Source organism: Variovorax sp. V35 (assembly GCF_041154465.1).
Lineage (GTDB): Bacteria > Pseudomonadota > Gammaproteobacteria > Burkholderiales > Burkholderiaceae_C > Variovorax > Variovorax boronicumulans.
In genome coordinates, this window is record NZ_AP028666.1 from 192,501 (window position 1) to 214,881 (window position 22,381).

Sequence of the window (22,381 nt, forward strand, 5' to 3'; positions counted from 1 at the left end):
TAGGGGGTCATGGCGACTTACCAAACCAAGGCAAACTCCGAATACCGATGAGTACAGCTTGGGAGACAGAGCACCGGGTGCTAACGTCCGGACTCAAGAGGGAAACAACCCAGACCGCCAGCTAAGGTCCCTAAAATTGGCTAAGTGGGAAACGAAGTGGGAAGGCTAAAACAGTCAGGATGTTGGCTTAGAAGCAGCCATCATTTAAAGAAAGCGTAATAGCTCACTGATCGAGTCGTCCTGCGCGGAAGATGTAACGGGGCTAAGCCAGTTACCGAAGCTGCGGATTTGCAATTTATTGCAAGTGGTAGGAGAGCGTTCTGTAAGCCTGTGAAGGTGCGTTGTAAAGCGTGCTGGAGGTATCAGAAGTGCGAATGCTGACATGAGTAGCGTTAAAGGGGGTGAAAAGCCCCCTCGCCGTAAGCGCAAGGTTTTCTACGCAACGTTCATCGGCGTAGAGTGAGTCGGCCCCTAAGGCGAGGCAGAGATGCGTAGCTGATGGGAAACAGGTCAATATTCCTGTACCGATTGTTAGTGCGATGTGGGGACGGATCTTAATAGGTCATCCAGTTATTGGATTATTCTGGTTTAGTTGGATGTAGGCGTGCATTAGGCAAATCCGGTGCACATATACCGAGGCCAACGATCGAGCGGACTTGTCCGTGAAGTGACTGAACGAGGTTCCAGGAAAAGCCACTAAGCTTCAGCTAACAACGACCGTACCGCAAACCGACACTGGTGCGCGAGATGAGTATTCTAAGGCGCTTGAGAGAACTCAGGAGAAGGAACTCGGCAAATTGACACCGTAACTTCGGAAGAAGGTGTGCCCTATTAGTGTGTAGTGAACAACGAAGCATGAATGGGTTGCAAAAAATCGGTGGCTGCGACTGTTTATTAAAAACACAGCACTCTGCAAACACGAAAGTGGACGTATAGGGTGTGACGCCTGCCCGGTGCTGGAAGATTAAATGATGGGGTGCAAGCTCTTGATTGAAGTCCCAGTAAACGGCGGCCGTAACTATAACGGTCCTAAGGTAGCGAAATTCCTTGTCGGGTAAGTTCCGACCTGCACGAATGGCGTAACGATGGCCACACTGTCTCCTCCTGAGACTCAGCGAAGTTGAAATGTTTGTGATGATGCAATCTCCCCGCGGAAAGACGGAAAGACCCCATGAACCTTTACTGTAGCTTTGTATTGGACTTTGAACAGATCTGTGTAGGATAGGTGGGAGGCTTTGAAGCAGGGTCGCTAGATCTTGTGGAGCCAACGTTGAAATACCACCCTGGTGTGTTTGAGGTTCTAACCTAGGTCCATTATCTGGATCGGGGACAGTGCATGGTAGGCAGTTTGACTGGGGCGGTCTCCTCCCAAAGCGTAACGGAGGAGTTCGAAGGTACGCTAGTTACGGTCGGACATCGTGACGATAGTGCAATGGCATAAGCGTGCTTAACTGCGAGACTGACAAGTCGAGCAGATGCGAAAGCAGGACATAGTGATCCGGTGGTTCTGTATGGAAGGGCCATCGCTCAACGGATAAAAGGTACTCTGGGGATAACAGGCTGATACCGCCCAAGAGTTCATATCGACGGCGGTGTTTGGCACCTCGATGTCGGCTCATCTCATCCTGGGGCTGTAGCCGGTCCCAAGGGTATGGCTGTTCGCCATTTAAAGAGGTACGTGAGCTGGGTTTAAAACGTCGTGAGACAGTTTGGTCCCTATCTTCCGTGGGCGCTGCAGATTTGAGGAAGCCTGCTCCTAGTACGAGAGGACCGGAGTGGACACACCTCTGGTGTATCGGTTGTCACGCCAGTGGCATTGCCGAGTAGCTAAGTGTGGAAGAGATAACCGCTGAAAGCATCTAAGCGGGAAACTCGTTTCAAGATGAGATCTGCCGGGGCCTTGAGCCCCCTAAAGAGTCGTTCAAGACCAGGACGTTGATAGGTCAGGTGTGGAAGCGCAGTAATGCGTTAAGCTAACTGATACTAATTGCTCGTGCGGCTTGACCCTATAACTTTGATCAATCTGATCAAGGTGTTATGCCAAGTTGACGCATTCAAAATAATTCGCCAAAAGCTGATTCCAAACTCTATGAATTCGTTTGATTGATCGTGTGATCAATCGGACAACCCTTTATGCCTGATGACCATAGCGAGTTGGTACCACTCCTTCCCATCCCGAACAGGACAGTGAAACGACTCAGCGCCGATGATAGTGCGGGTTCCCGTGTGAAAGTAGGTCATCGTCAGGCTCTTACAGCCCAGAAAACCCCAGTCAGCAATGACTGGGGTTTTTTGCTTTGCGCACAGAAAACGCCAAACGCATAAAAAGCGCTGACTCGAAAGAAGCAGCGCTTTTTTATTGCGGCGAACATCCACCAATCAGGTGTTGCGTACTCCCAAAGCATCGGATTGTGCTGCGCCGGCCGTAATCAGCTCTGCAAGCAGGTCCGTCGTCAGGGCCTCCAGCGACGCATCCGCAAAGAATCGAGCTCGAATCAGCTCGAAGTAGGGCGTCCCGCCAAGCCACGCATCCCACTCAGCGTGCGACACCGCATGCAATTCCAGAAGCTTGAACTTCATCAGCACCTTCATCGCGTGACGCGCGTGCTTCACAGGATCGCGCTCCAAGCCAGCTAAACGCTTGCGCGCCGTATGCAACGCGCGCTCGACATCGGTGAAGACGCCACCATGCCCCGGGATCACCTGCCGCGGCGACAATTGACCTGCGCCCAAAACAAAAAAAGCCCGATGAGATGAACTCATCGGGCTTTCTATTGGGCCTTCAAAACCCGCACTTCGCAGGCCCCATGAGCCCGCGAGAAGAGCTTACTTAAGCCGCCAGCCGCTGCTCAATCGCAGCCTTCGTCTCCGGCAGTTCCTTCGGCAGATGGTGCGCCAGTTGCTGGAACAACTCCGTGTGCAACTTCAGCTCAGCCTGCCAAGCCGCCTTGTCGATGCTCGTGACGGTAGCGAACTGCTCGGCGCTGAAATCCAGGCCGGTCCAGTTCAGGTCTTCGTAGCGCGGGCTCACGCCGGTGATGTGCTCGACACCTTCCGTCGCCTTGCCTTCCACGCGGTCGATCATCCACTTCAGCACGCGCATGTTCTCGCCGTAGCCAGGCCAGACGAACTTGCCGTCCGCGCCCTTACGGAACCAGTTGGTCGTGTAGATCTTTGGCAGCTGGGCGCCCAAGGCTTGCAGTTTCTTGCCCAGGTCGAGCCAGTGCTGGAAGTAGTCGCTCATGTTGTAGCCCATGAACGGCAGCATGGCGAACGGGTCGCGGCGCACCACGCCCTGCTGGCCGGCGGCCGCAGCGGTGGTTTCCGAGCCCATCGTGGCGGCCATGTAGACGCCTTCGACCCAGTTGCGGGCTTCGGTGACCAGCGGCACGGTCGTCGAACGGCGGCCGCCGAAGATGAAGGCGTCGATCTTTACGCCCTTCGGATCGTCCCAGGCTTCGTCGAGCGCGGGGTTGTTGGTGGCGGCGACGGTGAAGCGCGCGTTCGGGTGGGCGGCCTTGGCGCCGGTTTCCTTGGCGATCTGCGGCGTCCACTCCTTGCCTTGCCAGTCGATGCAATGCGCGGGCGCGTCGCCCATGCCTTCCCACCAGACATCGCCATCATCGGTCAGCGCCACGTTCGTGAAGATCACGTCACGGTGCAGGCTGGCCATGCAGTTCGGGTTGGTCAGGTCGTTGGTGCCCGGAGCCACGCCGAAGTAGCCGGCTTCCGGGTTGATGGCGCGCAGCGTGCCGTCGGCTTGCGGCTTGATCCAGGCGATGTCGTCGCCGATGGTCGTGACCTTCCAGCCGTCGAAGCCCGCCGGCGGGATCAGCATGGCGAAGTTGGTCTTGCCGCAGGCGCTCGGGAAGGCGGCGGCCACGTGGTGCTTCTTGCCCTCGGGGCTGGTCACGCCGAGGATCAGCATGTGCTCGGCCAGCCAGCCTTCGTCGCGGCCCATGTTCGAGGCGATGCGCAGCGCGAAGCACTTCTTGCCCAGCAGCGCGTTGCCGCCGTAGCCCGAGCCGTAGCTCCAGATCTCGCGCGTTTCGGGGTAGTGGACGATGTACTTGGTGGTGTTGCAGGGCCAGGTCACGTCCTTCTGGCCGGCCTCGAGCGGGGCGCCCACGGTGTGGACGCACGGCACGAACTCGCCATCGGTGCCCAGCACTTCGTACACGGCCTTGCCCATGCGGGTCATGATGCGCATGTTGACGGCCACGTAGGGGCTGTCGGACAGCTCGATGCCGATGTGTGCAATGGGCGAGCCCAGCGGGCCCATGCTGAAGGGCACCACGTACATGGTGCGGCCCTTCATGCAGCCGTCGAACAAGGGCTGCAGCGTCGCGCGCATCTCGGCCGGGGCCATCCAGTTGTTGGTGGGGCCGGCGTTTTCCTTCTGTGCGGAGCAGATGAAGGTGCGGTCTTCGACGCGTGCCACGTCGCTCGGATCGGACATCGCGAGGAACGAGCCCGGGCGCTTGGCGGGGTTCAGTTTCTTGAAGGTACCGGCGTCGACCAGTTGCTGGCAGAGGCGGTCGTATTCTTCCTTGCTGCCGTCGCACCAGTGGATGGCGTCGGGTTTGCACAGCGCGGCCATCTCGGCCACCCAGGCGATCAGCTTGGCGTTCTTGACGTATGAGGGCGCCTGAATGGGAAGGCCCTTCATCGTGGGTGCGTTCATCGGAAATCTCCTAAGTTGAAAAATCGTCTTTCCGAACGGGGCGCCGCGCCTGACCAGGCGCGGAGGTCCGTTTGAGAAAACGTTTCGCTTCGGGAGATTGCGTCAACGCGGGCCGCACAGCCCGCGGACAAAAGCGCGAAAGCCTGTCAGTTCAGGCGAGAAAAACGGCGATCGACGCCAGCAGCAGCATCAGCACGCCGCCAGCCAGCGGGAGCACGAGCGGCATCAGGTGAACGACCGATTCGACGGCGTCATGTTCGGCGGCGGCAGCGTGGCCGTGCTCGGCGGGGGTGGGATGGGACATCGGGAAATACCTCGAATACGCAAATGACAACGCATCAAATGCAGTCAACCGCAAATGACAAAACTCCCGCCATTTTACCGGCGAGGCGCCGTCAGCGGGTCTAGGGGGTTGCGAGGAGCCCTCAGTGCTGCTCCACCGCTTCGAAACCGGCGTCTTTCAGGGCGCTCAACACGCTCGCCAGGTGGGCCCGACCGCGTGTTTGCAGCACCAGCTCGACGTCGACATTCTGCGCCGCCAGCATGGTGAAGGCGCGCTGGTGGTGCACTTCGTCGACGTTAGCGCCCGCTTCGGCCACAGTGGCCGTGATCTGGGCCAGCGAACCCGGCACGTCGCGCGCGCTGACACGCACCCGGGCGAGCCGTCCGGCGCGCACCATGCCGCGTTCGATGATGGCCGCGAGCAGCAGCGGATCGATGTTGCCGCCCGACAGCACCAGGCCCACGCGCTTGCCGCGAAAGCGTTCCGGGTGGCGGATCAGCGCCGCCAGGCCGGCCGCGCCCGCGCCTTCGACCAGGGTTTTTTCGATCTCGAGCAGCATCAGCACGCCTTGCTCGATGTCGCCTTCGTCCACCAGCAGCAGGTCGTCGACCTTGGCGGCGATGATCTCCCGCGTCAGCACGCCCGGCGTGCCGACCGCGATGCCTTCGGCGATCGTGCTCGTGCCCTGCGCGTGGTGCGTGCCCTTGACGGCATTCACCATCGCCGGAAAGCGCTGCGTCTGCACGCCGACGATCTCGATGCCGGGCTTGATCTCGCGCGCCGCAACGGCCATGCCGGCGATGAGCCCGCCACCGCCGACCGCCACCACCAGCGTGTCGAGGTCGGGCACCGCGTCGAGCATCTCGAGTGCGATCGTGCCCTGGCCGGCAATGATGGCTTCGTCGTCGTAGGGGTGCACGAAGGTCAGCCCTTCGCGCTCGGCCAGCGCCAGCGCATGGGCGCGCGCTGCGTCGAGCGTGTCGCCGTGCAGCACCACCTCGGCGCCGAAGCCGCGCGTGCGCTCGATCTTCACGCCGGGCGTGAAGCGCGGCATCACGATGAGTGCGCGCAGGCCCAGCCGCTGCGCGTGATAAGCCACACCCTGCGCATGGTTGCCGGCCGACATGGCGATCACGCCGCGCGTGCCGCCTTCAGACAAATCGACCAGCTTGTTGCACGCCCCGCGTTCCTTGAACGAGGACGTGAACTGCAGGTTCTCGAACTTGAGGAACACCTGCGCGCCCACGATTTCAGAGAGCGTGCGCGACTCCACGCAGGGCGTGTTGAGCACCTGGCCCTGCAGGCGCGCCGCGGCGCGACGGATAGCTTCGATTCCGACCATGGCGCGCATTGTGGCTGGAATCCAGCGGATCAGGGTTTTTACTCTTTCGGCGTCTTCCCGAAGCCAAAAGTCTGCGTTATGGTCGCTCCAAGTATTTCCTCGCAGGAGGTTGCCTGATGGTCAAGCGTGCGGGTGTCGATGTGGTGGCTGCTGCGGTGCGCGGGCAGGCCTTGCCTTCGCCCGGCCTCAAGGAAGCACCGGTGCTGGAGCTCATGTGCTCGCACTTCGTGCTCACGCTCGCCGCCAAGCAGGGGCCGCGCTTCAATGTGCGGCGCGATATCAACGGATTGCTCTCGCTCACCGGGCGTCACCTCGTGTGGCCCGCCGCGGTGCTGCAGCGATTGCGCGAGTTCCTGGGTCGCCGCTGTGCGGGCAACGAGGCGTGGAAGGGCGTCGAAGATTTCGACGGCCGCACGCTGCTCGAACGCCACGGCGTGTGGCGCGGCCCGTATGAAGAAGGCACGCTGTTCTTCTACCTCGACGAGTACGCGAAAGACCAGCCGAAAGACCTGCTCTCGGTGCTGGCCGTCACGCGCGACTGGCTCACGCACGCGCTGCGCAAGCAGTCCACGCTGGTCGAGAAGAACATCGACGCGCTCGCGGGCCTGCTGCAACTCAACAAGGCCGAGCGCGCGCTGCTCCTGTACGGCACGCTCGCGCGCTACCAGCGCGACCTGCGTTCGCTGCTGGTCGAGTTCAAGGTCAACAACGCGCCCGAGGCCTACGCCGCCATCGCCGACATCGCGGGCGTCAACGCGAGCGAGGTGGGCGAGGCGCTGCGCGCGGGCTCGCGGCTGGAGCGCATCGGCTTGGTCGAAAACCTCATCTCCGAGCACAACATCACCGACCTCGCCGACCTCATGAAGGTCAGCGAGAAGTTGCCGCCCGTGCTCATGCGCGAGTACCGCGACCACAACGAGCTGATGGCCGTGTTCACGCGGCCCTCGGCCAAGAGCGCACTCACGCCGCACGATTTTTCTTTCGTGCAGGAGGACGCGCAGATGCTCGTCACGCTGCTGCGCGCTGCGGTCGCGCGCAAGGAGCCCGGCGTCAACGTGCTGCTCTACGGCCCGCCCGGCACCGGCAAGACGGAGCTGGCCAAGGTGGTCGCGCAGGCCGCGGGCCTGGAGCTCTTCGAGGTCGAGTACGCCGACCGCGATGGCAACTCGCTCAGCGGCCGCGACCGCTACCGCTCGCTGCAGATCGCGCAGGTGTTCCTCAAGGGCAGCGCGCAGGCCGCATTGCTGTTCGACGAAGTCGAGGACGTGTTCCCGCCCATCAGCACCGAGGCCGCACAGTTCATGGCGCGCGCCGAGCAGATCCCCGCGCCCGCCAGCGGCAGCGTGAGCGGCAAGGCCTGGGTCAACCAGATCCTCGAGGCCAACCCCGTGCCCACGCTGTGGGTCACCAACCGCATCGAGCAGATCGACCCGGCCTTCCGCCGCCGTTTCGCCTACCACCTGGAGCTCAAATCGCCGCCGCCCGGCGCGCGCGAACAGCTCGTCAAGAAGACGCTCGAAGGCGTGGTCGTGTCCGAGGCCTTCACCGCCAAGCTGGCCGAGCGCAAGGGCCTCACGCCCGCGCAGATCCGCACCGCCGTGCGCTTCGCCGGCCTGGCGAAGACCGACGAGGCCTCGGTCGAGGCCCTCATCGAGCGGCAGCTGCGCAATGCCGACCTCGCGCTGGGCACGCTCGACAAGAGCCCGGCCGAGCGCCGCAGCGTGACCACCTACGACCTGGACATGCTCCACGTCGAGACCCGCTTCGAGATCCCGCGCATCGTCGAGGCGTTGAAGGCGCGCGGCCACGGCACGCTGTGCTTCTACGGCGCGCCCGGCACCGGCAAGACCGCGCTGGCCGAGCACATCGCCAAGGCCGTGGGGCGCCCGCTCATCGTCAAGCAGGCCAGCGACCTCATGAGCAAGTACGTCGGCGAGACCGAGCAGAACATGGCCGCCATGTTCAAGGAGGCCGAGTCCGAGAAGGCCGTGCTGCTGCTGGACGAAGCCGATTCGTTCCTGCAGGACCGGCGCGGTGCGCAGCGCACCTACGAGGTCACCGAGGTCAACGAGATGCTGCAGGGCATGGAGCGTTTTCGCGGCGTGTTCGTGTGCACCACCAACCTGCTCGACCGGCTCGACCAGGCGGCGCTGCGGCGCTTCACCTTCAAGATCAAGTTCATGCCGCTCACCGCGGCGCAGCGCGAACGCATGTTCGTCACCGAGGCGCTCGCGGGCGACGCGGCCCTGCTCACCGGCGAGGTGCGCGCGCGCCTGGCGCTGCTGTCGCAGCTGTGCCCGGGCGATTTCGCGGCCGTGAAGCGGCAGACCGACATCCTCGCTGCCGAGTTCTCGGCGGCGGAGTTTCTCGAACAGCTCGAAGCCGAGCATCGCATCAAGCCCGAGGTGCGCGAATCGCGCGGCATGGGCTTCATCCAGTAGCGGGCGAGCGTCCCGCCCCCGCGCCCCGAACAAAAACCAGTCTGCACTGTCCGCCACCGCGGACGCCAGGAGGACCCCGATGGCCTTTCGCAATGCACACGCGTCGCGGCGCTCGCGGGCCCTGGCCGCCACCACCGGCGCGATGGCGCTCGCCCTGGCCGGCCTGCTGGCGGGGTGCGGCGGAGGCGGCGGGGGAGGAGGTGGCGGCGGTGGCTTCCCGATCGGCGTGCTGCCGACGCCCGTGCCGGGAGGCGGAGGCAACGGGGGCGAGGGCGGCATCGTCGCGTCTGCGACCGTCGCCGGCCAGTGCGTCGCGCCGCGCCGGGGCACCAACCCCGCGACGGGCCGCGCGTACCCCGACACCGCCGGCACCGTCGACAACGAGAAGAGCTGGGTGCGCGGCTGGATCGACGAAACCTACCTTTGGTACAACGAGGTGCCCACGACCCTCAAGGCCTCGGACTACGCCACGCCGTTGACCTGGTTCAGCGCGCTCAAGACGCAGGCCACCACGCCCTCGGGCCAGCTCAAGGACCGCTTTCACTTCTACCTCGACACCGAGGCGTACCGCCTGGAGTCGGAGGGCGGCGTGTCGGTCGGCTACGGCATGGACACGGCGGCGGTGCGCAGCTCGCCGCCGCGCAACATCCGCCTCGCCTTCGTCGAGCCGGGCTCGCCGGCGGCGGCGGCCGGCCTGGCGCGCGGGGCCAAGCTGGTCGGGGTCGACGGCGTCGACGTGGTGGCCAGCACCGGGCAGGCCAACGTCGACATCATCAACCGCGCGATCTCGCCGCAGAACCTCGGCGAGAAGCACACTTTCACCTTCGAGGTGAGCGGCACGCGCGGCAGCCCGATCGAGCTCACGGCCCAGCGCATCACGAGCACGCCGGTGCTGTACACCCGCACCATCGGGCCGGCCGGCAACCGCGTGGGCTACCTGCTGTTCAACGACCACATCTCGACCGCCGAGGGGCAGCTGGTCACGGCCATGAACACGCTCAAGCAGGACGGCGGCGTCCAGGACCTCGTGATCGACATGCGCTACAACGGCGGCGGCCAGTTGCGCATCGCGAGCCAGCTGGCCTACATGGTGGCCGGGCCAGGCCCGACGAACGGCAAGACCTTCGAGTTGCTGACCTTCAACGACAAGAACCCGTACCGCACCACGCTCGCGGACAACCTCACGCCCTTCTTCACGACCACCCGCGCCGGCCAGCCCCTGCCCACGCTGGGCCTGTCGCGCGTCACGCTGCTGACGGGCCGCAGCACCTGCTCGGCCAGCGAGTCGGTCATCAACAGCCTGCGCGGCGTGGGCGTCACGGTCAACCTCGTAGGCGCCACCACCTGCGGCAAGCCCTACGGGTTCGTTCCGCAGGACAACTGCGGCACCACCTACTTCGCGGTCAACTTCAAGGGCGTCAACCAGGCCGGCTTCGGCGACTACGGCGACGGCTTTGCACCCAATGCCAGCTGCGCCGTGGCCGACGACTTCGACCACCTGCTGGGCGACACCGCCGAAGGCCGGCTGGCCGCGGCGCTGCGGCTGCGTGACACCGGTTCGTGCACGGCGGCGGCGGCATCCGCCAAGGCCGCGGACACCCCGGGCCTGGAGAAGGCCGCCGCGCCGGTGGAAGAAGACGAGCCCTTCCTGCGCCCCCGCTCGCCGCTGCGCGAGAACCGGCTGATCGACCCCCTGCCCAGCCCGGGCTGATGCCGGCCTGACCCCGCGCGCGGGGCCGGCTCAGGCCTCGCGGAAAACCCCTAGCCGCACCCCATTGCCACGCCTGCGGCCTGCCACTTAGAGTTTGGCAAACGTTTGCGCAAAGGTTTGCGCAAACGTTTTCACTCCTGGCGCTCCTCTGGGAACCGGGCTTGAAACCAAACACTTAGGAGAAGCAGATGCGCAAATGGACAGTGACGACCTTCTGGCTCGTCGTCGTGGCCGTGCTCACGGCATGCGGCGGCGGGGGCGGCAATGACGGCATCGGCCTGGCGCCCGGGTTCGCCGCGCCGCCGGTGGCGCAGAAAGTCATCATCGACAGCGACTACAACACCATGAGCGACGACGGCCAGCTCGGCGTCATGGCCGCGCAGCTGCAGGCCGAGGGCAAGGTGCAGGTGATGGGCATCAGCGTGGTGTCGGGCAACCAGTGGCTCAAGCAGGGCGTGGCCGACGCGCTGATGTCGGTCGAGCGCCTGGGCGTGGGCCAGCGCATCGGCGTCTACGTGGGCGAGAACTACGCCATCAACCACGACTACGCCACCATCGAGGCCGAGATGAAGGCCGGCGCGGGCGGCGACGGCTACCTGGGCGCCTGGAGCGGCCCCGAGCCCAAGACCGACGCCGACCTCAAGCCCTCGCCCGACGGCTTCGCCACGCGCACCGTGGTGCAGCGCAAGAGCGCGGTCGACTTCATCATCGACACCGTCAAGGCCAACCCGAACGAAATCACCATTCTGGCCATCGGCCCGCTCACCAACATCGCGCTGGCCGTGAAGAAGAGCCCCGAGATCGTGCCGCTGATCAAGAAGATCATCTACATGGGCGGCGCCGTCGACGTGGCCGGCAACACCACCCATTTCGCCGAGTTCAACTGGTGGTTCGACCCCGAGGCCGCGCAGTTCGTGGTGCGCCTGCCGATCCCGCAGGTGGTGGTGCCGCTGGACGTGACCGACACCGTGTTCCTCACCAAGCCCGTCTACGACCGCATCGCGCACCCGGCCAAGCCGACGGCCGTGACCGAGGTGTTCCGCAAGCTCAACGGCTACGGCTTCAGTGGCACCAACGGCTTCGAGAACAACCCGAACTACACGCAGAACATCTGGGACACGCTGGTGCTGGCCTACCTCATCGATCCGCGCTACGCCACGCAGACCGTCGAGCGCTATGTCGACGTGGTCGCCAAGCCCGGCGCCGCCGACAACGGCCGCTCCATCGGCTACACCACGCCGCCCGCCGGCACGTCGCTGCAGAAGATGACGGTGGTGAAGAAGTTCGACAACGCGCGCTTCTTCGAGCTCTACATCGACCTGCTCACGCGGCCGGTGCCGATTTCGCTGCCGGCGACCGGCTCGTAAACCACCTGCCGTCAGCCGGCGCGCGGGGCCGGAGCGCCGATACTTCGGCCCTCGAACAGGGAACACACGCATGCTGATCGGCATCGATATCGGAACCTCCGCGGTCAAGATCGTCCTGACCGACATGCAGTTGCATGTCGTCGCCACGGTCGATCGGCCGCTCACTTCGCAGTACCCGCAGCCCCTGTGGTGCGAGCACGACCCCGACCAGTGGTGGGCCGCCGTGGCGGACGGCCTCGACGAGCTGGCGCGCACGCACCCGACGGCGATGACCGGCGTGCAAGGCATCGGCCTGTCGGGTCAGATGCATTCGCTGGTGCTGCTCGACGCGGCCGACCGCCCGGTGCGCCCTGCGATCTTGTGGAACGACGGCCGCGCCGCCGCCGAGGCCGCCGAACTCATGCAGACCGACCTGGCCCTGCGCCGCGCCGTCGGCGTGCAGCCGATGGCGGGCTTCACCGGCCCCAAGCTGCGCTGGCTGCGCACCCACGAGCCCGAGGCCGTGGCGCGCGCCCGCTCGCTGCTGCTGACCAAGGACTACGTGCGCCTGCAGCTGTCGGGCGAGAAAGTGACCGACGTCACCGACGCGGCCGGCACTTGGCTGTTCGACCAGGCACAGCGCCGCTGGTCGCCGCAGGCGCTCGCCGCCTGCGGGGTCGATCCTGCCTGGCTGCCTCGCGTGGTCGAGTCGTGCGAACCCTGCGCCACCGTGCGCGACGCGCTGGCCGCGCGCTGGGGCCTGCCGCGCGGCGTGCCGATTGCGGGCGGCGCGGGCGATGCCGCGGCGGGCGGCGTCGGCATCGGTGTGGTCGGGCCGGGCGACGGCTTCGTGTCGCTCGGCACCTCGGCGCAGATCCTGGTGGCCGACACCGCGCACCGCCCCGACCCCGAGCGGCTGGTGCACGCCTTCTGCCACGCGCTGCCGCAGCGCTGGTACCGCATGGCGGCGCTGCTCAACGGCGCGAGCCCGCTCGCGGCGCTGGCGTCGTGCACCGGCGGTGCACCGGTCGGCGCGCTGCTGGCCGAGGTCGAGGCCGCGTACACCGGGCCGTCGCGGCTGCTCGCGCTGCCCTATCTGTTCGGCGAGCGCACGCCGCACAACAACCCGTTCGCGCGCGGCGCGATCGTCGGCCTGTCGGGCGCCACCACGCGCGCCGACCTGATGCAGGCGGTCTGCGAAGGCATCGCCTTCTCGCTCGCCGACGGCCTGGAAGCGCTGAGCGCGCAGACGGCGCGGCCCGAGCGCCTGGCGCTGATCGGCGGCGGCGCGCGCTCCGCCTTCCTGGCGCAGCTGATCGCCTCGGTGCTGGACGTGCCGCTGGTGCTGTACGAATCCGCCGACCGCGGCCCGGCCTTCGGTGCGGCGCGGCTCGCGCGGCTGGCGGTCACGGGCGAAGACCCGGCGGGTGTGGTGGTGGCGCCTGCCGTGCGCCAGGTGCTGGCGCCCGACGCCGCCTTGCATGCGGCCTACCAGCCCCGGCTCGAGGCCTTCCGCACGCTCTACCGCGCGATGGCGCCGGTCTGGGCGTCGGTGGCCTGAAGAGGCGCTCGTCGGCTCAGTCCGGCGTGAGCCCGGCGGTGTCCACCACCTTCTTGTACACGTCGAATTCGGCGGCGATCTGCTGCGTGAAATCCTGCGGCGTGTTGCCGACGACGAAGGAGCCGGTGTCCTGGATGCGCTTGCGCACGGCAGGCTCTTCGAGCGACTTGCGCGCCGCCGCGTGCACCTTGTCCACCACGTCCTTGGGCAGGCCCTTGGGGCCCACGATGCCGTAGTACGCCATGCGGTTCACCGGCGCGAGCCCGACCTCCTTGAAGGTCGGCACGTCGGGCAGGTCCTTCAGGCGCTCGGACGCCGCCACGACGATCGGGATCAGCCGACGGTCCTTGATGAAGGGCAGCGCCGACGGCAGGTTGTCGAAGATCATCGCGACCTGGCCCGCGACGGTGTCGTTGAGCGCCGGGCCCGACCCGCGGTAGGGGATGTGCGTGACGGACGCGCCGGCCATGCCCTTGTACAGCTCCATCTGCAGGTGCCCGATGCTGCCCGTGCCTGCGGTGGCGTAGGCGTACTTGCCGGGGTTCTTCTTCAGCACCTCGATGAAGCCCTTGTAGTCCCGGGCCGGAAAGCTGGGGTGGACCGCAATGACATTGGGCGTCGCCGCCAGGTTGATGATCGGCGTGAAGTCGGTCTTCGGGTTGTACGGCACCTTGGGGTTGATGGCCGGGTTGGCCGCCGTCGTCGACACGGTGCCGATGCCCAGCGCGTAGCCGTCGGGCGTGGCGCGCGCGGTCTCGGCGGCCCCGATCGCGCCGCCCGCGCCCGACTTGTTCTCGACGATGACGCTCTGCCCCAGGTGCCTGCCCAGGGGCTCGGAGATGACGCGCGCAATGATGTCCGTCGTGCCGCCCGGTGCGAACGGCACCTGCAGCTTGACGGGCTTGTCGGGATAGCCCTGCGCGTGGGCGGGCACGGCCGCTGCCAGCAGGCAGGCGAGGGCGAACAGGGTGGGGTTTTTCGGCAAGGTGTCTTCCTCCTCTTGGATGGATGAAATGGGTGGGATGAGTGGGGGCCGATCAGGGGCGCCGCGGAATCAGGCAGCTCGCGTCGAGTTCGCCCGGGTCGTTGACGCCGAGCATGGCCATGTTCCGGTCGACCTCGTCCCGCAGCAGCCGGATCGCGTGCATGACGCCCGCGTGGCCGCCCACGGCGGCGGCGTACATGAACGGCCGGCCCGCGAACACAGCCTTGGCGCCCAGCGCCAGCGCCTTCAGCACGTCGCTGCCGCGCCGCACGCCGCCGTCGACCATCACGGGCAGCTCGCCTGCGGCGTCCAGCACCTGCGGCAGCGCGCGAAGCGCCGGTGCCGCGCCGTCGAGCTGTCGGCCGCCGTGGTTGGAGACGATGAGCCCATCGGCGCCGAGCTGCCGCGCGCGCCGCGCATCGGCCGGATGAAGAATGCCCTTCAGGATCAGCGGCCCGCGCCACTGCTGCCGGATGCGGGCGATGTGGTCCCAGTGGATGTGGTCGCGGCCGGTCGTGTCGCGGATCGCGGTGCTGGAGAAAAGAGGCGCGCCGCGCGTGGCGAACGAGTTCTCGAAATGCGGCATGCCCTGCGTCACGAAGGTCCGCGCGAGCGTGCCGAGCAGCCAGCGCGGCCGCACGAGGCCGTCCCACGCCAGCCGCAGGCTGGGCCGCAGCGGCGTCGTGAAGCCGGCGCGCACGTTGTTTTCGCGGTTCGCCCAGACGGGAATGTCGACCGTCACGACCAGGTGGCGAAAGCCCGCGCCGGCAATGCGCGCCACCAGGCCGTCGATGCGCGCCGCGTCGCCCGGCAGGTAGGCCTGGAACCACGTGCCGGGCGCGGCCTGGGCCACTTCTTCCATCGGAATGAGCGAGGTGCCGCTCATGACCGCGGGAATGCCGGCCGCCTGCGCCGCCTGCGCGAGCACCAGGTCGCCGCGGTAGGCCGACAGCGCGCTGATGCCGACCGGCGCGATCCCGAAGGGCGACGCGTAGCGCTGGCCGAACAGCGTGACCTCCTGCGAGCGCCGGGAGACATCGACCAGCACCCGGGGCAGGAAGTCGTGCGCGTCGAACGCGGCGCGGTTGGCGTCCAGCGAGCGGTTGTCCTCCGCCGCGCCGGCGATGTAGCCGAACAGCGGGCGCGGCAGCCGGCGCTTGGCCGCGTGCTCGAAGTCCTGCAGCGACAGGATGCCGGCCAGACGCCGCGGCGTCGCGGCGGTAACAGCAGGGGCTTGCGCCGGCGCGGTGCGCGGGGCATCGAAGGCACGCGAGAAAACAGTCATGTCCGCCATCCAGTCAGTCGTTCGGTCCGCGCGGACTGTAGGCGTGCAGAAGGTTTTGAAAAAGCGAATTTATGGTAACTTGTCATTTCGCTTTTTTCGAAATGACAGAGGGGGACGGCGCATGACGCTGAAGCAACTGGAGGCCTTCTACTGGGCCGCGACCTGCGCCAGCTTTGCGCTCGCGGCGCAGCGGCTGCACCTGTCGACCTCGTCGCTGTCCAAGCGCCTGGCCGAGCTGGAGGTGTCGCTCGGCGCGCCCTTGTTCGACCGCGCCGGGCAACGGGCCACGCTCACGGACGCGGGTGAGCGGTTCCTGCCGCGCGCCGCCGCGCTGCTGCTGGCGGCCGACGAGACGAAGCGGTCGATCGGCGCGCCCGCCAGCCTCGGTGGCCGTTGCACTTTCGGCATCGGCGAACTGAGCGCGCTGACCTGGCTGCCCCAGCTCGTCGCGCACGTGGGGCGGCACCTGCCGGACCTGCGCCTGGAGCCGCACGTCAACTTCGGCTCGGCGCTGGACGAACGCCTTCGCAACGGCGAGCTCGACTGCGCGGTGATCGCCGGGCGCTCACCGCACCACGGGCTGATCTCGTCGCACACCGTGGGCCAGGCGCATTTCGTGTGGGTGGCCGCGCCCGCGCTGGCGGGCAAGACCACGACCCTCGGCGCGCCGCTGCTCGCGCAGCATCCCATCGTGACGCTGCCGACCGGCGCGGGCACCAGCCGCCTGCTCGACGAATGGCTCATGGCCGAGAACCTCGAGGCGCCGCACCGCCTCAGCTGCAACAGCTGGGGCGCCGTCGCCGGCCTGCTGATCGAGGGGATCGGTGTCGGGTTCCTGCCGGAAGGCTGGGCGCGCCTGCTGTCGCGCCGCGGCGACCTGCGCATCCTGAAGGCCCGCCAGGCCTTGCCCGCGCTGACCTACACCTTCCAGAAGCGCAGCAACGACGAGCGCCATCTGCTGACGGCCATGCGCGCCGCGGTGCTCGCGTCCATCGATTTCTCGAAGGCGGCCCGCCTGCTCTAGGTGGAGAGCGTTAGAAGGCTTCGCACACGCGAAGCACTTCGGCGCCGTAGGCCTCGAGCTTCTTCGTGCCGATCCCGCTGATGCCCTGCAGGTCTTCGAGCGTCGCGGGCGCGCGCTCGGCGATGGCGGCCAGCGTGGCGTCGTGGAAGATCACGTAGGCCGGCAGGTTGTGTTCCTTGGCCACCTCGGCCCGCCAGGCCTTGAGTGCCTCGAAGCGCTTCTTGCCCACGTCGTCCAGCGAGGCGGCTGCCGGCGACGGCGCGCCCTTGGCGGCCTTCTCGCGCCGGGGCTTGCGCTCGGCCGGTGACGACACCGACTCGCGCAGCGACACCGTGGTCTCGCCCTTGAGCACCGCGCGCGAGCCCTCGGTGAGCTTCAGCGTGTTGAAGGCCTCGGCGTCCACCGCCAGCGCGCCGGTGGCGATCAGCTGGCGCAGCACGCCGCGCAGCGCCACCTCGCTGAACTCCGCGCCGATGCCGAAGGTGCTGATGCGCTCGTGGCCGAACTGCTTGACCTTCTCGGTCGCCTTGCCGCGCAGGATGTCCATGATGTGGCCCGCGCCGAAGCTGATGCCGCTGAGCTGCTGCACGCGGTAGATGGTGCTCAGCAGCTTGCGCGCGGCATCGGTGCCGTCCCACACCTGCGGCGGGTTCAGGCAGTTGTCGCAGTTGCCGCAGGGCGTGCTCTTCTCGCCGAAGTAGCCCAGCAGGCGCACGCGGCGGCAGTCGCTGGCCTCGGCCAGCGAGAGCAGGGCGTCGAGCTTGCCGCGCATCACCTGCTTGAACTCTTCGCCGGCCGGGCTCTCGTCGATCATGCGGCGCTGGTTCACCACGTCGTTCAGGCCGTAGGCCATCCAGGCGTCGGCGGGGGCGCCGTCGCGGCCTGCGCGGCCGGTTTCCTGGTAGTAGCCCTCGATGTTCTTGGGCATGTCGACGTGGCCCACGAAGCGCACGTCGGGCTTGTCGATGCCCATGCCGAAGGCGATGGTCGCGACCATCACGATGCCTTCTTCGCGCAGGAAGCGGTCCTGGTGCTTCTGGCGCACCGCCGCATCGAGCCCCGCGTGGTACGGCAGCGCGTTGATGCCGGCGCCCTGCAGCGTCGTCGCGAGGTCTTCCACACGCTTGCGCGACTGGCAATAGACCACGCCCGCGTCGCCCTCGTGCTCGCGCTCGATGAAGCGCAGCAGCTGTGTGGTGGCGTCCTTCTTCTCGACGATGGTGTAGCGGATGTTCGGACGGTCGAAGCTGGAGACGAACTGGCGCGCTTCTTCCAGCTGCAGCCGCTCGACGATGTCGGCGCGCGTGAGGTCGTCGGCCGTGGCCGTGAGCGCGATGCGCGGCACGCCCGGGTAGCGCTCGTGCAGCACGGTGAGCGCGCGGTACTCGGGGCGGAAGTCGTGGCCCCACTGGCTCACGCAATGCGCCTCGTCGATGGCGAACAGCGAGAGCTTGCCGCGCTCGTTCAGCGAATCGAGCTGCGACAAAAAGCGCGGCGTGTTCACGCGCTCGGGCGCCGCGTACAGCAGCGTGATCTCGCCGCGCAGCATGCGGCGTTCCACGTCCTGCGTCTGCTCCCAGTCGAGCGTGGAATTGAGGAACGCCGCGCTCACCCCCGCCTCGTGCAGCGCGCCGACCTGGTCGTGCATCAGCGCGATCAGCGGCGACACCACCACCGCCACGCCGCGCCCCGCGCGCTGCCGCGCGATGGCCGGAATCTGATAACAGAGCGACTTGCCGCCGCCCGTGGGCATGAGCACCAGCGCGTCGCCGCCGCCGACCACGTGCTCCACGATGTCCTGCTGGGCCCCGCGAAAGCGCGCGTAGCCGAACACGTCGTGAAGGATGTCGGCGGGGGCCGCGCTGCCGGAGCTGCTGCCGTCGCTGGAAGCGTCGAAGGGGCGGGGAGCGAGGGAAGACACAGGCGGGGGTGCGAAGGGCGGGGAGGGGGGAGAAAAGGGCCGGAGCCGGGGCGGACGCCGATTGTCCCCCAGCGGCTCCGATATGACTGTGGCACGGCGTTTGCAATGGTGAACCCCGTCCCGGCACCCCTCTTGTCTAGACAGCAAACTGGGGCATTTCTCTCGGAGATGCACCAAAACAGGACTTTCGGGTTATCCTGTATATACAAGTTGGGGCGCTTGGCAACAATGCGAGGCGTGCTGCCCATATCCCCCGGGCATGTATCGCCGAGTCACCTCTCTCAAAAAATGGAACCAGGAGTCCCCATGGTCAAGACGGTAGTTGTGAAAGTCGCTTCGCTGCTGGCAGCAGGTGCATGTGCAGCGGGCATGGCCGGAACGGCCGCCGCCCAGGACACGAAGATTTCGCTCGGCATGTCCGGCTGGACCGGCTTTGCGCCGCTGTCGCTGGCCGACAAGGCCGGCATCTTCAAGAAGAACGGGCTGGACGTCGAACTCAAGATGATCCCGCAGAAGGACCGCCACCTGGCGCTGGCCTCCGGCGCGATCCAGTGCGCGGCCACCACGGTGGAGACGCACGTGGCCTGGAACGCCAACGGCGTGCCGATCGTGCAGATCTTCCAGATGGACAAGTCCTACGGCGCCGACGGCCTGGCCGTGCGCAACGACGTGAAGAGCTTTTCCGACCTCAAGGGCAAGAGCATCGGCGTGAGCGCCCCGGGCACCGCGCCGTACTTCGGCCTGGCCTGGATGCTCAGCAAGAACGGCATGAGCCTGAAGGACGTGAAGGTGGTCTCGCTCGAGCCGCAGCCCGCTGCGCAAGCTTTCGTGGCCGGCCAGAACGACGCCGCCATGACCTACGAGCCCTACCTCTCGACCGTGCGCGCCAACCCGGCCGCCGGCAAGATCCTGGCCACCACGCTCGACTACCCGATGGTGATGGACACCGTGGGCTGCGCCCCCACCTGGCTCAAGGCCAACGCCAAGGCCGCCGCCGCGCTCACCAAGTCGTACTTCGACGCGCTGGACATGATCAAGGCCGACCCGGCCAAGGCCAACGAGCTCATGGGCTCGGCCGTCAAGCAAAGCGGCGAGCAGTTCGCCAAGTCGTCGGCCTACCTGCGCTGGCAGGACAAGGCCGCCAACCAGAAGTTCTTCGCGGGCGAGCTCACCAGCTTCATGAAGGAAGCCGCGGCCATCCTGCTGGAGGCCGGCGTGATCCGCAAGGCGCCGGAAGACTACGCAGCCACCTTCGACGCCAGCTATGTCAAGTAAGGCCTTGCCGCAGATGCAACCGATGACCGCCGCCCCGGCGCGCGCCGTGACGCCGCCGCCCGCGCCTCCCGTGCGGCGCCGCGTGTTCGCGCCGCTCGAGCCCATCAGCGCGTCCGCGCGCACGCTGCTGGGGCTCGGCTTCTTCGTGCTCTTCGTGGTGGTGTGGGGCATCGCCACGCTGGGCGGCTTCGTGTCGCCCACCTTCCTGGCGAGTCCGATCACGATGGTCAAGGAGGGCTGGCTGCTCTTCACCGAGTACGGCTTCATCGGCGACATCGGCATGACCGTGTGGCGCGTGTTCGGCGGCTTCCTGCTGGCGGCCGTCATCGCGGTGCCGCTGGGCGTGGCCATGGGCACCTGGAAGACCGTCGAGGCCTTCTTCGAGCCCTTCGTCTCGTTCTGCCGCTACCTGCCGGCCTCGGCTTTCATCCCGCTGCTCATCCTGTGGGCGGGCCTGGGCGAAATGCAGAAGCTCTTGGTGATCTTCATCGGCTCGTTCTTCCAGATCGTGCTGATGGTGGCCGTCACCGTGGGCGGCGCGCGGCGCGACCTCGTCGAGGCCGCCTACACGCTGGGCGCCAACAGCCGCGGCATCGTGGCGCGCGTGCTCATTCCGGGCGCCGCGCCGGGCATCGCCGAAACGCTGCGCCTCGTGCTGGGCTGGGCCTGGACGTACGTGATCGTGGCGGAACTCATCGGCTCCTCGTCGGGCATCGGCCACATGATCACCGACAGCCAGGCGCTGCTGAACACCGGGCAGATCATCTTCGGGATCATCGTGATCGGCGTCATCGGCCTGTTGTCCGACTTCGCTTTCAAGGCGATGAATCGCCGTCTGTTTGCATGGGCTGCACTGTGAAGAACCAACTCTCCATTCAAGGCGTCTCGCGCGTCTTCACCGGCACCAAGGGCCAGCGCACGCAGGCGCTGCAGCCGATCGACTTCGAGGTGAAGGAGAACGACTTCGTCACCATCCTCGGCCCCTCGGGCTGCGGCAAGTCGACGCTCTTGCGCATCGTGGCGGGGCTCGACTTCCCGACCACCGGCCAGGTGATGCTCGACGGCGAGCGCATCGAAGGCCCCGGCGCCGACCGCGGCGTGGTGTTCCAGAGCTACACGCTGTTCCCGTGGCTCACGGTGGCGCAGAACATCCGCTTCGGCCTGCGCGAGCGCGGCATGAGCGAGGCCGACCAGAAGGAACGCAGCGAGTTCTTCATCGCCAAGGTCGGCCTGCGCGGCTTCGAGCACCACTTTCCCAAGCAGCTCTCGGGCGGCATGCAGCAGCGCACCGCCATTGCGCGCGCGCTGGCCAACGACCCCAAGATGCTGCTGCTCGACGAGCCCTTCGGCGCGCTCGACAACCAGACCCGCGTGCTCATGCAGGAGCTGCTGCTGGGCATCTGGGAGTCGGCGCAGAAGACGGTGCTGTTCGTCACGCACGACATCGACGAGGCGATCTTCATGGCCAACCGCGTGGCGGTGTTCAGCGCGCGGCCGGGCCGCATCAAGACCGAGATCGCGGTCGACTTCCCGCACCCGCGCAGCTACACCATCAAGACCTCGCCCGAGTTCATGGACATCAAGGCGCGCCTGACCGAAGAAATCCGCGCCGAGTCGATGGCCGCTGCGGAACATTGAAAGCACGATGAAACGCGACCTGCCGTCCCTCGCGCTCTATGCGCAAGTCAAGGATCACATCTCCCGCAAGATCCAGGACGGCACGTGGCCGCCCGGCCACCGCCTGCCTTCCGAGAACGAGCTGGTCGCGCAGTTCGGCATGGCGCGCATGACCGTGAACCGCGCCCTGCGCGAGCTCATGGAGCAGGGGCGCATCGTGCGCGTGGCCGGCGTGGGCAGCTTCGTGGCCGAGAACAAGCCGCAGTCGACGCTGCTGCAGATCGCCAACATCGCCAGCGAGATCCGCCAGCGCGGCCACGACTACCGCTGCGAGATGCTCGCGGTCGAGCGCCTCGCGGCCTCGCCCGACGTGGCGGCCTGGCTCGACCTGCGCGCGGGCGACTCGGTGTTCCACAGCGCCTGCCTGCACCTGGACAACGACACGCCCGTGCAGCTCGAGGAGCGCTACGTCAACCCGCAGGTCGTGCCCGACTTTCTCGAGCAGGACTTCACGGCCGTGCCGCCCAGCGAGTACCTGGTGCGCAACGTGCCCTTCGACCAGATCGAACACGTCGTCGATGCCGTGCTGCCCAGCGCCGAACAGGCCGAGCGGCTCGCGATGGCCCCCACCGACCCCTGCCTGCTGCTGACGCGCCGCACCTGGATCCGCAACACGCCCGTGACCTGGGTGCGCTGCCTGCATCCCGCTTCGCGCTACAGCCTGGGCAGCCGATTCAAGTCCGACGGCAACCCGACCTTCGGCTGAATATGACGCTCCCCCAGTCTTCGCGCACTTCGTGTCGCTTCGCCAACCCCCTCGCCGGGGGCAACACCAGCGGCCCGGCAAAGCCGGTTCCGCGGTGTTCCACGAAGGGACCGTGAGTCTTTTTTAAATGTCCAAAGGAC

Annotated in this window: 16 protein-coding genes and 2 rRNA genes (1 of these 18 running past the window's edge); 11 read left to right on the plus strand and 7 right to left on the minus strand. The window is 66.6% G+C overall.

What is annotated here, in order from left to right:
* Positions 1–2,008, plus strand: a 23S ribosomal RNA gene (locus tag ACAM42_RS00945) (it extends 866 nt beyond the left edge of the window).
* A gap of 128 nt (positions 2,009–2,136) precedes the next feature.
* Positions 2,137–2,249: ribosomal RNA gene (rrf, locus tag ACAM42_RS00950) — 5S ribosomal RNA — on the plus strand.
* Between the two features lie 130 nt (positions 2,250–2,379).
* On the opposite strand, the gene ACAM42_RS00955 is transcribed toward rrf, so the two are convergent.
* The 4 genes from ACAM42_RS00955 to ACAM42_RS00970 form a co-directional block, all read right to left on the minus strand.
* Positions 2,380–2,763 carry a hypothetical protein gene (locus ACAM42_RS00955; RefSeq protein WP_369630848.1) on the minus strand — a complete coding sequence of 128 codons (384 nt, stop codon included), beginning with the start codon at positions 2,761–2,763 and terminating at the stop codon, positions 2,380–2,382.
* A gap of 67 nt (positions 2,764–2,830) precedes the next feature.
* Positions 2,831–4,684 (minus strand): phosphoenolpyruvate carboxykinase (GTP), encoded by a 1,854-nt coding sequence (locus tag ACAM42_RS00960; protein WP_369630849.1) that lies wholly within the window; start codon positions 4,682–4,684, stop codon positions 2,831–2,833.
* A 151-nt stretch (positions 4,685–4,835) separates the two neighbouring features.
* Positions 4,836–4,988 carry a hypothetical protein gene (locus tag ACAM42_RS00965; RefSeq protein ID WP_169805104.1) on the minus strand — a complete coding sequence of 51 codons (153 nt, stop codon included), beginning with the start codon at positions 4,986–4,988 and terminating at the stop codon, positions 4,836–4,838.
* A gap of 121 nt (positions 4,989–5,109) precedes the next feature.
* Complete coding sequence (locus tag ACAM42_RS00970; RefSeq protein ID WP_169805105.1) at positions 5,110–6,309, minus strand: threonine ammonia-lyase; 1,200 nt, start codon at positions 6,307–6,309, stop codon at positions 5,110–5,112.
* 116 nt (positions 6,310–6,425) lie between these two features.
* On the opposite strand from ACAM42_RS00970, the gene ACAM42_RS00975 reads away from it, so the two are divergent.
* From ACAM42_RS00975 to xylB, 4 genes are all read left to right on the plus strand, one after another.
* Complete coding sequence (locus tag ACAM42_RS00975) at positions 6,426–8,750, plus strand: ATP-binding protein (protein WP_062482108.1); 2,325 nt, start codon at positions 6,426–6,428, stop codon at positions 8,748–8,750.
* Positions 8,751–8,829: 79 nt separating this feature from the next.
* Positions 8,830–10,461 (plus strand): S41 family peptidase, encoded by a 1,632-nt coding sequence (locus tag ACAM42_RS00980; RefSeq protein ID WP_369630850.1) that lies wholly within the window; start codon positions 8,830–8,832, stop codon positions 10,459–10,461.
* Positions 10,462–10,649: 188 nt separating this feature from the next.
* Positions 10,650–11,828: a nucleoside hydrolase gene (locus tag ACAM42_RS00985; protein WP_369630851.1), complete on the plus strand. Its 1,179-nt coding sequence runs from the start codon at positions 10,650–10,652 to the stop codon at positions 11,826–11,828.
* Between the two features lie 70 nt (positions 11,829–11,898).
* A complete protein-coding gene (xylB, locus tag ACAM42_RS00990; RefSeq protein WP_369630852.1) occupies positions 11,899–13,368 on the plus strand; it encodes a xylulokinase in 1,470 nt (489 codons plus the stop codon).
* Positions 13,369–13,384: 16 nt separating this feature from the next.
* Here the strand turns inward: xylB and ACAM42_RS00995 are convergent, their stop codons facing one another.
* Positions 13,385–14,335, minus strand: coding sequence for a tripartite tricarboxylate transporter substrate binding protein BugE (locus tag ACAM42_RS00995; protein ID WP_369632701.1), 951 nt, complete (start codon positions 14,333–14,335; stop codon positions 13,385–13,387).
* A gap of 70 nt (positions 14,336–14,405) precedes the next feature.
* A complete protein-coding gene (locus tag ACAM42_RS01000) occupies positions 14,406–15,638 on the minus strand; it encodes an alpha-hydroxy acid oxidase (protein WP_369630853.1) in 1,233 nt (410 codons plus the stop codon).
* Positions 15,639–15,759: 121 nt separating this feature from the next.
* Here ACAM42_RS01000 and ACAM42_RS01005 point away from each other — a divergent pair, with 121 nt between their 5' ends.
* Positions 15,760–16,662 (plus strand): LysR family transcriptional regulator, encoded by a 903-nt coding sequence (locus ACAM42_RS01005; RefSeq protein ID WP_369630854.1) that lies wholly within the window; start codon positions 15,760–15,762, stop codon positions 16,660–16,662.
* 10 nt (positions 16,663–16,672) lie between these two features.
* Here ACAM42_RS01005 and recQ read toward each other — a convergent pair whose 3' ends face one another.
* Complete coding sequence (gene recQ, locus ACAM42_RS01010) at positions 16,673–18,583, minus strand: DNA helicase RecQ (protein ID WP_369630855.1); 1,911 nt, start codon at positions 18,581–18,583, stop codon at positions 16,673–16,675.
* Positions 18,584–18,889: 306 nt separating this feature from the next.
* On the opposite strand from recQ, the gene ACAM42_RS01015 reads away from it, so the two are divergent.
* From ACAM42_RS01015 to hutC, 4 genes are read left to right on the plus strand one after another with little or no spacing between them, the layout of a single operon-like run.
* Positions 18,890–19,858: an ABC transporter substrate-binding protein gene (locus tag ACAM42_RS01015; RefSeq protein ID WP_062481284.1), complete on the plus strand. Its 969-nt coding sequence runs from the start codon at positions 18,890–18,892 to the stop codon at positions 19,856–19,858.
* A 22-nt stretch (positions 19,859–19,880) separates the two neighbouring features.
* Positions 19,881–20,717, plus strand: a complete 837-nt coding sequence (locus ACAM42_RS01020; protein ID WP_095747392.1) for an ABC transporter permease — start codon at positions 19,881–19,883, stop codon at positions 20,715–20,717.
* Positions 20,702–21,496, plus strand: a complete 795-nt coding sequence (locus tag ACAM42_RS01025; protein ID WP_062481286.1) for an ABC transporter ATP-binding protein — start codon at positions 20,702–20,704, stop codon at positions 21,494–21,496. Before ACAM42_RS01020 ends, ACAM42_RS01025 begins: the two co-directional genes overlap by 16 nt.
* Before the next feature lie 7 nt (positions 21,497–21,503).
* Complete coding sequence (gene hutC / locus ACAM42_RS01030) at positions 21,504–22,241, plus strand: histidine utilization repressor (RefSeq protein ID WP_062481289.1); 738 nt, start codon at positions 21,504–21,506, stop codon at positions 22,239–22,241.
* The last annotated feature ends 140 nt before the right edge of the window (positions 22,242–22,381 follow it).

What these genes read in the sequence shown, in the direction of transcription:
- ACAM42_RS00955 (WP_369630848.1), bottom strand. Translation starts at nt 2,763, where the DNA reads ATGAGTTCATCTCATCGGGCTTTTTTTGTTTTGGGCGCAGGTCAATTG.
- ACAM42_RS00960 (WP_369630849.1), bottom strand. Translation starts at nt 4,684, where the DNA reads ATGAACGCACCCACGATGAAGGGCCTTCCCATTCAGGCGCCCTCATAC.
- ACAM42_RS00965 (WP_169805104.1), bottom strand. Translation starts at nt 4,988, where the DNA reads ATGTCCCATCCCACCCCCGCCGAGCACGGCCACGCTGCCGCCGCCGAA.
- ACAM42_RS00970 (WP_169805105.1), bottom strand. Translation starts at nt 6,309, where the DNA reads ATGGTCGGAATCGAAGCTATCCGTCGCGCCGCGGCGCGCCTGCAGGGC.
- ACAM42_RS00975 (WP_062482108.1), top strand. Translation starts at nt 6,426, where the DNA reads ATGGTCAAGCGTGCGGGTGTCGATGTGGTGGCTGCTGCGGTGCGCGGG.
- ACAM42_RS00980 (WP_369630850.1), top strand. Translation starts at nt 8,830, where the DNA reads ATGGCCTTTCGCAATGCACACGCGTCGCGGCGCTCGCGGGCCCTGGCC.
- ACAM42_RS00985 (WP_369630851.1), top strand. Translation starts at nt 10,650, where the DNA reads ATGCGCAAATGGACAGTGACGACCTTCTGGCTCGTCGTCGTGGCCGTG.
- xylB (WP_369630852.1), top strand. Translation starts at nt 11,899, where the DNA reads ATGCTGATCGGCATCGATATCGGAACCTCCGCGGTCAAGATCGTCCTG.
- ACAM42_RS01000 (WP_369630853.1), bottom strand. Translation starts at nt 15,638, where the DNA reads ATGACTGTTTTCTCGCGTGCCTTCGATGCCCCGCGCACCGCGCCGGCG.
- ACAM42_RS01005 (WP_369630854.1), top strand. Translation starts at nt 15,760, where the DNA reads ATGACGCTGAAGCAACTGGAGGCCTTCTACTGGGCCGCGACCTGCGCC.
- ACAM42_RS01015 (WP_062481284.1), top strand. Translation starts at nt 18,890, where the DNA reads ATGGTCAAGACGGTAGTTGTGAAAGTCGCTTCGCTGCTGGCAGCAGGT.
- ACAM42_RS01020 (WP_095747392.1), top strand. Translation starts at nt 19,881, where the DNA reads ATGACCGCCGCCCCGGCGCGCGCCGTGACGCCGCCGCCCGCGCCTCCC.
- ACAM42_RS01025 (WP_062481286.1), top strand. Translation starts at nt 20,702, where the DNA reads ATGGGCTGCACTGTGAAGAACCAACTCTCCATTCAAGGCGTCTCGCGC.
- hutC (WP_062481289.1), top strand. Translation starts at nt 21,504, where the DNA reads ATGAAACGCGACCTGCCGTCCCTCGCGCTCTATGCGCAAGTCAAGGAT.